Below are 13,601 nucleotides of genomic sequence, written 5' to 3' on the forward strand. Positions count from 1 at the left end.
CAGCAAGAAGTGGACGATGCCGATCCGGGACTGGAAAGCGGCCTTGAATCGCTTCAGTATCCAGTTCGAAGATCGTCTGTTAACGGTTTAATAAAAATCCCGTTTACACAAAATCTAGGACACCCTCCAGCCTCCGGGTGCTTCCAGTGGGCTTGATCGTCACCTTCTCCACAGGCAATCCGCTGTGCATAACTTCTGCAACCTCCCCTCCGCTACAGCGCCTGATGCCTCATTCTTCTAGACTCAATACAAGGTCGTAGACAGAACCAAACACGTCGCTCTGGTGCGGCCGAATCAAGGGCCGCGTGGCAATCTGGCTTTTATGCCCCTATTGAGGCGCGGCGAAGACCGTGCCGGGCGCAACAAGATGCCCGCTCAGGGTGCCCTGGCCGACGGTCTGTAGATGCCACGATACCGTGACGTGGTGTGAATGCCGCAGCCGACACTTTCGGACAACCGACGACCGCCTGGTTTGTCCGTGACCGTGAGGATTGCTGAATGCCTGATGAGATGTTGCACCTGCCTGTGGTCAACAGTCTGCTGGAGCGCCATAAGGGCACCCCGGGTGCGCTGTTGCCCATTCTTCATGATATTCAGGAGCGCATCGGTTACATCCCCGATGTCGCCGTTCCCGAGATTGCCCATGCCCTCAACCTGAGCCAGGCCGAGGTTCGCGGGGTGATCAGTTTTTACCATGACTTCCGTACCGCGCCGCCTGCGCGGCATATCCTGCGGCTGTGCCGGGCCGAGTCGTGCCAGAGCCGTGGCGCGGAGCAGCTTGCCGCGCAGTTGCGCGAGCGTCTGCAACTGGACGATCACGGTAGCAGTGCTGATGGCAGCATCAGTTTGCGTCCGGTGTATTGCCTTGGAGCCTGCGCCTGTTCGCCTGCCCTGGAACTGGATGGCCGGGTGCATGCGCGGCTCAGTGCCGAGCGTCTGGATGCGTTGCTCGACGCTTGCCGGGAGGACGCGTGATGCCGACTCTTTATCTGCCTTGTGATTCCCTTGCCCGTGCCGTGGGTGCCGATGAGGTGGCGGTGGCCCTGATCACTCAGGCGCGGGAACGCAATCTGCCGCTGGAGATGCAGCGCACAAGTTCGCGCGGCCTGTATTGGCTGGAGCCGTTGCTGGAGGTGGACAGCCCGCAAGGCCGGATCGGTTTCGGCCCGCTGACGGCGGCCGATGTGCCGTCGGTGCTTGATGCACTGCAAGGCGTGCCGTCCGCTCATCCGCTGGCCTTGGGACTGGTGGAAGAATTGCCTTATCTCAAGTCTCAACAACGCCTGTTGTTCGCCCGTGCCGGCATTACCCGGCCGCTGTCCCTGGAGGATTACCGGGCCCACGGCGGTTTCGAGGGTTTGACCCAGGCCATCGCCATTGGCGGCGAGCAGACCGCGACGGCGGTGTTCGATTCGGGCCTGCGTGGCCGTGGCGGCGCGGCCTTCCCCGCCGGGATCAAATGGCGCACGGTGCGCGGCACTCAGGCTGTGCAGAAGTACATCGTGTGCAACGCCGACGAAGGCGACTCCGGCACCTTTGCCGACCGCATGTTGATGGAAGGCGACCCTTTCCTGCTGATTGAAGGCATGGCGATTGCCGGCATTACCGTCGGCGCCACTTTCGGCTACATCTATGTGCGCTCGGAATATCCGGATGCCGTGGCCACGTTGCGTGCAGCGTTGAACATCGCCCGAGATGCCGGTTACCTGGGCGCCGATGTTGGCGGCAGCGGACTGGCCTTTGATATGGAAGTGCGGGTCGGGGCCGGTGCTTATATCTGCGGTGAAGAAACCGCGCTGCTGGACTCCCTCGAAGGCAAGCGCGGGATCGTTCGCGCCAAGCCACCGATTCCGGCGTTGCAGGGTTTGTTCGGTCTACCAACATTGGTGCACAACGTGCTGACGTTGGCCTCGGTACCGCTGATTCTGGCCAAGGGCGCGCAGTTCTACCGCGACTACGGCATGGGCCGCTCCCTGGGCACTATGCCGTTTCAACTGGCGGGCAATATTCGTCACGGCGGGCTGGTGGAACGTGCCTTTGGCCTGACCCTGCGGGAGCTGGTGGAAGACTACGGCGGCGGGACCGCCAGTGGTCGGCCGCTGAAGGCTGCGCAGGTGGGCGGCCCGCTCGGCGCCTGGGTTCCGCCTTCGCAATTCGACACGCCGCTGGATTACGAAGCCTTTATGGCCATCGGCGCGATGCTCGGTCACGGTGGTGTGGTGGTGGCTGACGACACCCTCGACATGGCCCGCATGGCGCGCTTCGCCATGCAGTTCTGCGCCGAGGAATCCTGTGGTAAATGCACGCCTTGCCGTATCGGCTCGACGCGCGGCGTCGAGGTGATCGACCGTCTGCTGGCCGCGCCTGACCAGAATAGTCGCGATGAGCAGGTAATCATCCTCAAGGACCTGTGCGACACCCTGCAATACGGTTCGCTGTGCGCGTTGGGCGGCATGACGTCTTATCCCGTGGCCAGCGCCCTCAAGCACTTCCCCGCTGACTTCGGTCTGCAAGCCTCGGAGGCCGAACAATGATCACTCTCTTCGACCCGAAAACCGACATTGACCTGGGTACGCCGGCCCGCGACAGCCAGGTGCAAGTCACCTTGAACATCGACGGCCGCAGCATCAGCGTGCCCGAAGGCACCTCGGTGATGCGCGCCGCCGCGCTGCTGGGCACCACCATTCCCAAACTCTGTGCCACCGACAGCCTGGAAGCCTTCGGCTCCTGCCGCATGTGCCTGGTGGAGATCGACGGCATGCGCGGTTATCCGGCGTCCTGCACCACGCCGGTCAGCGAAGGCATGAGCGTACACACCCAGACGCCCAAGCTCGCGACCCTGCGGCGCAACGTCATGGAGTTGTACATCTCCGATCACCCGCTGGACTGCCTGACCTGCTCGGCCAACGGCAACTGCGAGCTGCAAACCGTGGCCGGTCAGGTCGGCCTGCGGGAAGTGCGTTACGGCTATGAAGGCGAGAACCATCTGGCCGACGTGAAGGACACCTCCAACCCCTACTTCGACTACGACCCGAGCAAGTGCATCGTCTGCAACCGCTGCGTGCGCGCCTGTGAAGAAACCCAGGGTACTTTCGCCCTGACGATTACTGGGCGTGGTTTTGAATCCCGGGTGGCCGCTGCCGGTGGCGAGAACTTCCTCGACTCCGAATGCGTGTCCTGTGGCGCCTGTGTGCAAGCCTGCCCTACTGCGACTCTGATGGAAAAAAGCGTGGTCGAACTGGGCCAGCCCGAACGCAGTGTGATCACCACCTGTGCCTATTGCGGCGTGGGTTGCTCGTTCCGCGCCGAGATGAAAGGCGACCAGTTGGTACGCATGGTTCCGGACAAGAACGGCCAGGCCAACCACGGCCACTCCTGCGTCAAAGGGCGCTTTGCCTGGGGCTATGCGACCCACCCGGATCGCATCACCAAGCCGATGATCCGCAAAAACATCAGCGACCCCTGGCAGGAAGTCAGCTGGGATGAAGCGGTGACCTACGCCGCCAGTGAATTCCGTCGGCTGCAGCAAAAATATGGTCGCGACTCCATCGGTGGCATCACCTCCAGCCGCTGCACCAACGAAGAAACCTATCTGGTGCAAAAACTGGTGCGCGCCGCCTTCGGCAACAACAACGTCGACACCTGTGCGCGGGTCTGCCACTCGCCCACCGGCTATGGCCTGAAACAAACCCTGGGCGAGTCCGCCGGCACCCAGAGTTTCGACTCGGTGATGCAGGCCGACGTGATCCTGGTGATGGGTGCCAACCCCAGCGACGCCCACCCGGTGTTCGCCTCCCAACTCAAACGCCGCCTGCGTGAAGGCGCGCGGCTGATCGTCATCGACCCACGGCGCATTGATCTGGTGGATACGGTGCATGCCCGCGCCGAGTATCACCTGGCCCTGCGCCCCGGTACCAACGTCGCCATGCTCAACGCACTGGCCCACGTCATCGTGACTGAAGGACTGCTCAAACAAGACTTTATCGACGCCCGTTGTGAGCCTGGCGATTTCGCCCAGTGGAGCGAGTTCGTCAGCCGTGCGGATAACTCGCCGGAAGCCCTTGGCCCAATCTGCGGTGTACCCGCTGCCGACATCCGTGCCGCTGCGCGCCTGTATGCCACCGGTGGCAATGCGGCGATCTACTACGGTTTGGGCGTCACCGAACACAGTCAGGGCAGTACTTCGGTGATGGGCATCGCCAACCTGGCCATGGCCACCGGCAACATCGGCCGCGAAGGCGTGGGTGTGAACCCGCTGCGCGGGCAGAACAACGTCCAGGGCTCCTGCGACATGGGTTCCTTCCCCCATGAACTGCCCGGCTACCGGCACGTCTCCAACGAGGTGGTACGAGCGCAGTTCGAACAGGCCTGGAACGTCACCCTGCAACCCGACCCGGGCCTGCGTATCCCCAACATGTTCGAGGCAGCCTTGGGCGGCAGCTTCAAGGGCCTGTATTGCCAGGGCGAAGACATCGCCCAGAGCGACCCCAATACCCAGCACGTCACCGCGGCTCTGTCGGCCATGGAATGCATAGTGGTGCAGGACATTTTCCTCAACGAAACCGCCAAGTTCGCCCACGTGTTCCTGCCGGGCTGCTCGTTCCTGGAAAAAGACGGCACCTTCACCAACGCCGAGCGACGCATCTCCCGGGTGCGCAAGGTCATGGACCCTCTGGGCGGCAAGGCCGACTGGGAAGGCACGGTGGCCCTGGCCAATGCCCTCGGTTACCCGATGAACTACAAACATCCGTCAGAAATCATGGATGAAATCGCCAGCCTGACGCCCACCTTCACCAACGTCAGCTACGCCGAACTGGACCGCCACGGCAGCCTGCAATGGCCGTGCAACGCCGAGGCACCGGACGGCACGCCGACCATGCACATCGAAGAGTTTGTGCGCGGCAAGGGGCGCTTCATGCTCACCGGCTACGTGCCCACCGAGGAAAAGGTCAACAGCCGCTATCCGCTGCTGCTGACCACCGGGCGCATCCTCAGCCAGTACAACGTCGGCGCCCAGACCCGGCGCACCGACAACGTCGCCTGGCACGACGAAGATCGCCTGGAAATCCACCCGACCGACGCCGAGAGCCGTGGCATCAATGAAGGTGACTGGGTCGGCATCGGCAGCCGCGCCGGGCAGACCGTATTGCGGGCGCGGATCACCGAACGGGTCGCCCCGGGCGTGGTGTACACCACCTTCCACTTCCCGGAATCGGGCGCCAACGTCATCACCACCGACAACTCCGACTGGGCCACCAACTGTCCGGAGTACAAGGTCACCGCCGTGGAAGTCAGCCGGGTTTATCACCCTTCGGAGTGGCAGAAGCGCTTCCAGGAGTTCAGCGACGAACAACAGCGCCTGCTTGACGCTCGTCGCCATGAACGCGGGACCAAAGCCGAGGTACGCCGATGAGCACTGACAACCTGATCAAGATGGCCAACCAGATCGCCCAGTACTTTGCCAGCCAGCCGGACCAGCAACAGGCGGTGCTCAGCGTGCGCAATCATATGCAGATGTACTGGGCGCCGAGCATGCGCAAGGAATTGCTGGCCTGGCAGACGGAACACCAGGGGGCGGACTTGCACCCGCTGGTGCAGGCGGCGGTGACTGGGACGGGTTGGGAGGCTTAGCCTGCTGGCTGAAAAAAACTGTGGCGAGGGAGCTTGCTCCCGCTGGACTGCGCAGCAGTCCCATTTTAGGGCCGCTTCGCGCCCCAGCGGGAGCAAGCTCCCTCGCCACAGATACAGTGTTCGTCCTTAAGTGAACAGCATTAGGCTCCCACAGGGGGTTGTGTCAGGGGGTTGTGTTGTGTGGACAGGCCACAGGCGCTCATTTGCGGCACTAAGCGTATCCTGTTCACGACTGCCTCCCCTGAGCCCCGGAACCACAATGACCAAAAGCATTCTCTACGCACTCGGCGCTGCTGCCCTGTTCGGCGCCAGCACGCCCTTGGCCAAGTGGCTAGGCTTGAACGTATCCCCCATCCTCCTCGCCGGCCTGCTTTACCTGGGCAGCGGCGTCGGGCTGACGCTCACCCGCCTGATCCGTGATCGTGGCTGGCAGCCGACAGGCCTTACAGCCCCTGAATGGCCGTGGTTCATCGGGGCCATTGTGTTCGGTGGCGTACTGGGTCCGGTTTCATTGATGTTTGGACTCACCCTCACCTCTGGCACCACCGCATCACTGTTGCTGAACCTGGAAGCCGTGTTGACCGCACTGATGGCGTGGGTGGTCTTCAGGGAGAACGCTGACCGGCGCATTGTCGCGGGGATGGTGGCCATTGTTGCCGGTGGCGTGTTGTTGGCGTGGCCTCGCACTTCGGCAGAGGCTCATGGCTGGTTGGGGCCTGTTGCGGTGGCGGTGGCGTGTTTTTGTTGGGCCATCGATAACAACCTCACCCGCAAGGTGTCTGCGTCGGATGCGTTGTTTATTGCTGGCACCAAAGGGCTGGTGGCAGGGGCCGTCAATTGCACGCTGGGGATCGCGCTGGGTATGCACCTGCCAGAGTGGTCGCTTCTTGGGCCAACCCTGCTGGTGGGCTTTTTGGGGTATGGCGTTAGTCTGGTGCTGTTCGTCCTGGCGTTGCGGGGGCTTGGTACGGCGCGGACCGGGGCGTACTTTTCCACGGCGCCGTTCCTGGGAGCCGCGATAGCGATCCTGTTTTTCGGTGAAGCCGTGACCTGGGTGTTTTGGATCGCTGCCGGCCTGATGGGGCTTGGCGTCTGGATTCATCTGACCGAGAGTCACTTACACGAGCATCAGCACGAACCGCAAATCCATGACCACAAGCACGTCCATGATGAGCATCATCAGCATGAACATGACTTTGAGTGGGATGGTGTACAACCGCACCGCCATGTTCACCAACACTCACCGATCGTCCACAGTCATCCGCACTTTCCCGACATCCATCACCGGCACTCGCATTGAGCCCCGGAGGCTGCGGCCATTTAAATGGCCGTGGCCATCACCGCCCTACTCGACGTCCTTCTGCCGTGACGCCGTCACGGTCACTTCAATCGCCCGGACACTGATCGCCGCGAATGTCGCGGTCATCAGCACGCCATTGAAACCCAGCAGGATCGCCAGCACTCGCGACACACCCAGTTTTGGCACCAGCTCTCCATAGCCAATGGTCAGGCCCGTCACGAAGGCAAAGTAGACACCGTCATCAGGGCTCCACCCCTCCAGCTGGGCGATGATGAGGCCAATCGCAACGATCACTAACAGCAGTATCGAGAAGATCGGCCACACCACTTTGAAATAGAACCAGACGGCTTTGTAGAACTCTTTGCGGACGTTGGATGCACGGGTGAAGTTCATGTCGTGGGCTTCCGTGGGGTTTGCCTGACCGGCAATTGAATGCACGGCGGTTCAATACCCCGTTCAGCTTGGCACAAGCGCTGAAAACTGCGACCGACGGGGCGTTATCTTTGCCGAGGACTATGACAAAGATGACGCCCCGCAAACTATCCAGAAACCGCCTGCTGCTAAATTCCTTGTAGGAGTGAGCTTGCTCGCGATGGACTCGAGAACGCGGCGTTTAACCAGTGAGCATGCGTTATCGTTAACGACCTTCGCGAGCAAGCTCGCTCCTACAACAATGGTGGCAGGTTTACCCCTCAGTTCGCTTCAGTGTCCCGGATCAGCTTCTTGTTGATCTTGCCGACGCTGGTCTTGGGGATTTCGGTCACGAACTTGAACTGCTTGGGGATCGCCCATTTGTTGATGCGCCCACCGTCGACGAAGGCTTGCAAATGCACCTCCAGGATCTTGCGGTCGAGGTATTGCCCCGGTTCGCAGACGACCATGGCCATCGGGCGTTCACCCCACTGTTCATCGACGATGCCCACCACGGCGACGGACATCACGCCCGGGTGTTCGCTGATCAGGCTTTCCAGTTCCAGGGAGCTGATCCACTCGCCGCCGGTCTTGATCACGTCCTTGATGCGGTCCTTGATTTCCACTCCGCCCAATGGGTCGATCGAGGCCATGTCGCCGGTGTGCAGCCAGCCGTTTAGCCAGAGCTCAGCGCCTTTTTCCGGCTCTTTCAAATAGCCTTGGGTCAGCCACGGTGCACGGACGACGATTTCACCGAGGGACTCGCCATCATGGGCCACATCGTTGCCCTCGGCGTCGATGATCTTCAGGTCGACCAGCGGCACCGGCGTGCCGGTCTTGATGCGCGTCGGCAGTTGGGCCTCGGCGGACAGTTGGCGGTCTTCATCGCGCAGGTAGGTCAGGCACAGCAACGGGCAGGTCTCGGACATGCCGTAGCCGGCATGCACCACCATGCCTTTGGCGTTGGCTTCGCTGGCCACGCCCAGGGTCAGCGCGCTGCCGCCCAGGAGCATTTTCCAGCCGTCGAATCGGGTCGCCTTGCCTTCTTCGCAGTTGAGGATCATCTGCAAAATGGTCGGCACGCAGTGGGAGAAGGTCACCTTCTCTTCGCGGTACAGCTTGACCAGACTATTGGGTTCGTAGCGGCCGGGATAGACCTGCTTGATGCCCATCAGGGTCGCGACGTAAGGCACGCCCCACGCATGCACGTGGAACATCGGCGTGATGGGCATGTACACGTCGTCGGAACGCAGCAGCGGCTGGCCCTGATAGACGCCCAGGGTGCCGACGGCATTCAGGGTGTGCAGCACCAGTTGCCGGTGGCTGAAGTACACGCCTTTCGGGTCGCCGGTGGTGCCGGTGGTGTAGAACAGCGTGGCGACCGAGTTCTCGTCGAAATCGGGGAAGTCGTACTGGTCCGGGGCCAAGGACAGCAGGTGTTCGTATTCGCCCAGCACCGGCAGCGAGGTCGTGGTTGCCTCGTCATCGGTGAGCTGCAGGTAGCCTTTGACGGTTTCCAGCCGTCCGTGGATCTGCTCGACCAGGGGCAGGAAATCGTCATGCACCAGCACCAGGTCATCCTCGGCGTGGTTCATGGTGAACAGCACCTGCTCCGGCGACAGGCGAATATTCACGGTGTGCAGCACCGCGCCGATCATCGGCACGGCGAAGAAGCATTCCAGGTAACGGTGGCTGTCCCAGTCGAGCAGGGCCACGGTGTCACCGGCCTTGACCCCAGCCGCCGTCAGCGCATTGGCCAGGCGGCGAATACGCTTGTTGAGGGTCTCGTAGCTGTAGCGCAGCTTGTCGGCGTAGACGATTTCCCGGCCCGGCTGGTAGCGCACGCCGGACAGCAGCAATTGCTTGATCAGCAAGGGATAGGCATAGGCGCCGTCGGCGGGCGGAATTATTTTTGTCGCCATCATGTTTAAGGTTCCTTGTCCTTTCGATCAGAACTGATCGGCTTGCAGCTCGTAGAGGCAGTCGCTGCCGGCCTTGGCCGATGCGCTCAACGAGTGGATACGCGGCAGCAACCGGGCGAAGTAGAAACGCGCGGTGGCCAGTTTGCTGGTGTAGAAATCGTCTTCGGCATCGCCGCTCATGACGGCCTTGGCCATGCGTGCCCACATGTAGGCGTACGCGGTGTAGCCGAACACGTGCAGGTACTCGACCGAGGCCGCGCCGATTTCGTTCGGGTTGTTTTGTGCCCGGTCCAGCAGCCACGCGGTCAGGTCGTCGAGGGTGTCGACGGCGGCGTTCAACGGCTGGGTGAACTCGCCGAGGTCCGCGCAGGCAGTCGCGGTGAAGTTGCGGATTTCCGAGGCGAACAAACGGTAGAGCGCCCCGCCGCTACCGACGATCTTGCGTCCGGCCAGGTCAAGCGACTGGATGCCGTTGGTGCCTTCGTAGATCTGGGTGATGCGCACATCGCGCACCAGTTGCTCCTGGCCCCACTCACGGATGTAACCGTGGCCGCCAAAGACCTGCTGGCCGTGGATGGTGGTTTCCAGGCCCATGTCGGTGAGAAAGGCCTTGGCCACCGGGGTCAGCAGCGATACCAGATCCTGCGCGCGCTGGCGTGTCGGTGCATCTTCGCTGTACTTGGCGATGTCCAGTTGCAGGGCCACGTAGCTGGAGAACGCACGGCCGCCTTCGTTCAAGGCTTTCATGGTCAGCAGCATGCGGCGCACGTCCGGGTGCACGATGATCGGGTCGGCCGCTTTGTCCTTGTGCTGCGCGCCGGTCGGTGCGCGGCTTTGCAGGCGGTCACGGGCGTACGCGACGGCGTTCTGGTACGAACGCTCGCCCTGGGCCAGGCCCTGGATGCCGACGCCCAGACGCTCGTAGTTCATCATGGTGAACATGGCCGCCAGGCCTTTGTTCGGTGCGTCGACGATCCAGCCGGTGGCGCCGTCGAAGTTCATCACGCAGGTGGCAGAGGCCTTGATGCCCATCTTGTGTTCGATGGAGCCGCAGGACAGCGCGTTGTTTTCACCCAGCGAACCGTCGGCGTTGACCAACACTTTCGGCACCAGGAACAGCGAGATGCCTTTCGGCCCGGCCGGTGCGTCCGGCAGTCGCGCCAGTACCAGATGGATGATGTTTTCGGTCAGGTCGTGCTCGCCACCGGTGATGAAAATCTTGCTGCCGCTGACCTTGTAACTGCCATCGGCCTGGGGTTCGGCCTTGGTGCGGATCAGGCCCAGGTCGGTACCGGAATGGGCTTCGGTCAGGCACATCGAACCGGTCCAGATGCCGGCGTACATGTTCGGCAAGTAAGCCGCTTTCAGTTCTTCACTGGCGTGGGCCTTGATCGACAGGCAGGCGCCGGCGGTCAGCATCGGGTACAGGCCGAACGACAGACTGGCCGAGTTGACCATCTCTTCGACCTGGGCCGAAATCGCCTTGGGCATGCCCATGCCGCCGTACTGCGGATCACCGCCGACACCCACCCAACCGCCTTCGGCGAAGGCTTGATAGGCCTGGGCAAAGCCGTCCGGGGCGGTGACCGCGCCGTCGTTCCACGTACAGCCCTGTTCGTCGCTGGCGCGGTTCAGTGGCGCGATCACTTCGCCGCTGATCTTGCCGGCCTCTTCGAGAATGGCGGCGGCGGTTTCTTCATCGATCACGTCGGCCAGGCCGGGTAATTGCGCCCAGAGCCGGGACACCTGGAAAACCTCGTTGAGTACGAAGCGCATGTCGCGCAGGGGAGCTTTGTAATCAGACATCTTGGCTTACTCGGAAGTGGTCACGGCATGGGGCATGCCGGGACGTTCAGTGGGTTCAGCGTTTTCGGTTGCCGCGACAGAACCGGGCTGAGGGGCCCGTTCGCGCAGCAGGAAGTAGGACAGGGCCGGAATCAGGATCAGCGCGCCGAGCATGTTCCACAGGAACATGAAGGTCAGCAGGATGCCCATGTCGGCCTGGAACTTGATCGGCGACCAGACCCAGCACACCACACCAGCAGCGAGGGTGATGCCCACCAGCCCGACCACACGGCCGGTGAAGGACACGGCGTTGCGATAGGCCTGGGACAAAGGCAGGCCCTGGCGCTGGAAGTGCAACTGCACGCTGAGCAGGTACAAGGCGTAGTCCACGCCGATACCCACGCCGAGGGCGATCACCGGCAGGGTCGCGACTTTCACACCGATACCCATGGCCACCATCAAGGCTTCACAGAGGATCGAGGTCAGCACCAGCGGCAACAGCGCCACCAGCGTGGCGCGCCAGCTGCGGAAGGTGATCAGGCAGAACAGCGTCACTGCCGCATACACGTACAGCAGCATGGTGCGGTTGGCTTCGCGGACCACGATGTTGGTTGCGGCTTCAATACCGGCGGTGCCAGCGGCGAGCAGGAACTGGCGATCCGCGGTGCTGTTTTCCTTGGCGAACTTGTCGGCAATCGCCACCACCGCATCCAGGGTTTCGGCCTTGTGATCCTTGAGGAAGGTAATCACCGGCATCAGCGAGCAGTCGGTGTTGAACAGCTCCGGCGAGTTGACCGAGGCTTGTTGCGCGGCGTAGTTGAGCACGTCCTGGTTGCGCTGGATGCTGTTGAGCTTGGGGTTGCCTTCGTAGGTGCCGGCGGTGATCTGGCGAACCGCGTTGACCAGGGACGAGGTCGCCTGCACGCCCGGATACTGTTGCAGTTCCCAGGCCAGGCGGTCGGCGAGGACCAGGGTCTTGTAGTTCAGGCAGCCTTCCGGCGCGGTCTTGATCATCACCGCGAACAGGTCGCTGGACAGCGCGTAATGCTGGGTGATGTAGGCGTTGTCGCGGTTGTAGCGCGAGTCGGCACGCAGCTCCGGTGCCCCGCTGTCGAGGTCGCCGATCTTCAGGTTCTGGCTGACCATGTAACCGCCAATGCCCATCAACACCGCGACCACTACTGCGCCCGTGGCCCACTTGGCCGTGGTGAAGCGATCGAGCGTGTCCCACAGTCTGCCGAAGCCTTTGTGCTTTTCTGCACGAGTGTCGATTTTCAGTGCACGCTCGGCGGCCTTGGCGCCGACACCGATGTAAGACAGCGCCACCGGCATCAGCAGCAAGGAGGTAAAAATCAGTACCGCGACACCAATGCTGGCGGTGATTGCCAGGTCCTGGATCACCGGGATGTCGATCAGCATCAGCACGGCGAAGCCCACGGCGTCAGCCAGCAGCGCGGTAACTCCGGCGATGAACAGGCGGCGGAAGGTGTAGCGCGCAGCGATCAGTTTATGGGTGCCACGGGCGATGTCCTGCATGATGCCGTTCATCTTCTGCGCGGCGTGGGACACGCCGATGGCGAAGATCAGGAACGGCACCAGCACCGAATACGGATCGATGGCGTAGCCGAGCCAGGCGACGATGCCCAGTTGCCAGACCACCGCGATCAGCGAGCAGCCGACCACCAGCAAGGTGCTGCGCACGCAACGGGTGTAGGCGTAGATGATGATCAGCGAGGTGACCACGGCCAGGCCGAAGAACATCATCACCTGGATCAGGCCGTCGATCAGGTCGCCCATGAGTTTGGCGAAGCCGATCACCCGCACCTTGTAGTGGCCGGTGCCTTCGACCCCGGATTTACGCGCAGCGCTGTCGCCGGCGTATTCGATCTTGTCGCGCAACTGCTCTTCGAGCATCTGCGAGAAGGCGTGGTAGTTGATGCGCTGGCCGCCGGCGGCGGCTTTGTCCATCAGCGGCACGATCAGCATGGTCGACTTGAAATCGCTGGCCACCAGGCTGCCCACCAGACCGGCGCGGGAGATGTTCTGGCGCAACTGTTCAATGTCGGAGGGCGAGCCCTGATAGCTGTCGGGCATCACCGGGCCACCCTGGAAACCGTCCTCGGTGACTTCGGTCCAGCGCACGGCCGGGCTCCACAGCGACTTCATCCACGCGCGGTCGACGCCTTCGGTGAGGAACAGCTGGTCGTTGACCTGCTTGAGCACGTCGAGGTATTCGGGGTCGAAAATATCGCCCTGGGTGTTCTCGACCACCACCCGCACCGAGTTGCCCAGGCCACGCAGCGAAGCGCGGTTTTCCAGGAAGTTCTGGATGTAGGGCTGGCTCTGGGGAATCATTTTTTCGAAGCTTGGGCGCAACTCCAGGCGAGTCACCGCCATGAAGCCCAGCACCACGGTGGCGAGCGCCATCAGCAGCATGAACAGCGGGCGGTAGTTGAACACCAGCCGCTCGAGGAGGTTGCCGGAGCGCTGGTCGAAATCCCGCAGATCGCGGATCACCGGCATGGCGTCTTGTTTGATATTGCCCATGTCTG

General features: G+C 62.3%; 9 protein-coding genes. 5 read left to right on the forward strand and 4 right to left on the reverse strand.

Annotated elements, in window-relative coordinates; translation table 11 throughout:
* Positions 1-498 precede the first annotated feature (498 nt).
* The 5 genes from KGB07_RS28600 (at position 499) to KGB07_RS28620 (ending at position 6,931) form a co-directional block, all read left to right on the forward strand.
* Positions 499-975 carry a formate dehydrogenase subunit gamma gene (locus tag KGB07_RS28600; protein ID WP_046040265.1) on the forward strand — a complete coding sequence of 159 codons (477 nt, stop codon included), beginning with the start codon at positions 499-501 and terminating at the stop codon, positions 973-975.
* Positions 975-2,534, forward strand: a complete 1,560-nt coding sequence (locus tag KGB07_RS28605) for a formate dehydrogenase beta subunit (protein ID WP_223467381.1) — start codon at positions 975-977, stop codon at positions 2,532-2,534. Before KGB07_RS28600 ends, KGB07_RS28605 begins: the two co-directional genes overlap by 1 nt.
* Entirely contained in the window at positions 2,531-5,413 is a 2,883-nt protein-coding gene (fdhF, locus tag KGB07_RS28610) for a formate dehydrogenase subunit alpha (RefSeq protein WP_223467383.1), read from the forward strand. The genes KGB07_RS28605 and fdhF overlap by 4 nt, the downstream gene beginning before the upstream one ends.
* A complete protein-coding gene (locus KGB07_RS28615) occupies positions 5,410-5,631 on the forward strand; it encodes a formate dehydrogenase subunit delta (protein ID WP_223467385.1) in 222 nt (73 codons plus the stop codon). The genes fdhF and KGB07_RS28615 overlap by 4 nt, the downstream gene beginning before the upstream one ends.
* A gap of 259 nt (positions 5,632-5,890) precedes the next feature.
* Positions 5,891-6,931, forward strand: a complete 1,041-nt coding sequence (locus tag KGB07_RS28620; RefSeq protein ID WP_046040258.1) for a DMT family transporter — start codon at positions 5,891-5,893, stop codon at positions 6,929-6,931.
* 45 nt (positions 6,932-6,976) lie between these two features.
* On the opposite strand, the gene KGB07_RS28625 is transcribed toward KGB07_RS28620, so the two are convergent.
* The 4 genes from KGB07_RS28625 to KGB07_RS28640 all read right to left on the reverse strand — a co-directional run bounded on the left by KGB07_RS28625 (position 6,977) and on the right by KGB07_RS28640 (position 13,596).
* On the reverse strand, positions 6,977-7,324 hold the full coding sequence (locus KGB07_RS28625; protein WP_046040256.1) for a potassium channel family protein: 348 nt from the start codon (positions 7,322-7,324) through the stop codon (positions 6,977-6,979).
* Positions 7,325-7,623: 299 nt separating this feature from the next.
* Complete coding sequence (locus tag KGB07_RS28630; RefSeq protein ID WP_046040254.1) at positions 7,624-9,267, reverse strand: fatty acid--CoA ligase; 1,644 nt, start codon at positions 9,265-9,267, stop codon at positions 7,624-7,626.
* A gap of 24 nt (positions 9,268-9,291) precedes the next feature.
* A complete protein-coding gene (locus KGB07_RS28635) occupies positions 9,292-11,070 on the reverse strand; it encodes an acyl-CoA dehydrogenase C-terminal domain-containing protein (RefSeq protein ID WP_223467387.1) in 1,779 nt (592 codons plus the stop codon).
* Positions 11,071-11,076: 6 nt separating this feature from the next.
* Positions 11,077-13,596, reverse strand: a complete 2,520-nt coding sequence (locus KGB07_RS28640; RefSeq protein WP_223467389.1) for an efflux RND transporter permease subunit — start codon at positions 13,594-13,596, stop codon at positions 11,077-11,079.
* Positions 13,597-13,601: the final 5 nt, after the last annotated feature.

This window comes from Pseudomonas sp. GL-RE-26 (genome assembly GCF_019956275.1).
Taxonomy (GTDB): Bacteria; Pseudomonadota; Gammaproteobacteria; order Pseudomonadales; family Pseudomonadaceae; genus Aquipseudomonas; species Aquipseudomonas grandcourensis.

Bases quoted from the DNA above. Each gene is read 5' to 3' on its own strand.
- KGB07_RS28600 (WP_046040265.1), top strand. From the start codon at position 499: ATGCCTGATGAGATGTTGCACCTGCCTGTGGTCAACAGTCTGCTGGAG.
- KGB07_RS28605 (WP_223467381.1), top strand. From the start codon at position 975: ATGCCGACTCTTTATCTGCCTTGTGATTCCCTTGCCCGTGCCGTGGGT.
- fdhF (WP_223467383.1), top strand. From the start codon at position 2,531: ATGATCACTCTCTTCGACCCGAAAACCGACATTGACCTGGGTACGCCG.
- KGB07_RS28615 (WP_223467385.1), top strand. From the start codon at position 5,410: ATGAGCACTGACAACCTGATCAAGATGGCCAACCAGATCGCCCAGTAC.
- KGB07_RS28620 (WP_046040258.1), top strand. From the start codon at position 5,891: ATGACCAAAAGCATTCTCTACGCACTCGGCGCTGCTGCCCTGTTCGGC.
- KGB07_RS28625 (WP_046040256.1), bottom strand. From the start codon at position 7,324: ATGAACTTCACCCGTGCATCCAACGTCCGCAAAGAGTTCTACAAAGCC.
- KGB07_RS28630 (WP_046040254.1), bottom strand. From the start codon at position 9,267: ATGATGGCGACAAAAATAATTCCGCCCGCCGACGGCGCCTATGCCTAT.
- KGB07_RS28635 (WP_223467387.1), bottom strand. From the start codon at position 11,070: ATGTCTGATTACAAAGCTCCCCTGCGCGACATGCGCTTCGTACTCAAC.
- KGB07_RS28640 (WP_223467389.1), bottom strand. From the start codon at position 13,596: ATGGGCAATATCAAACAAGACGCCATGCCGGTGATCCGCGATCTGCGG.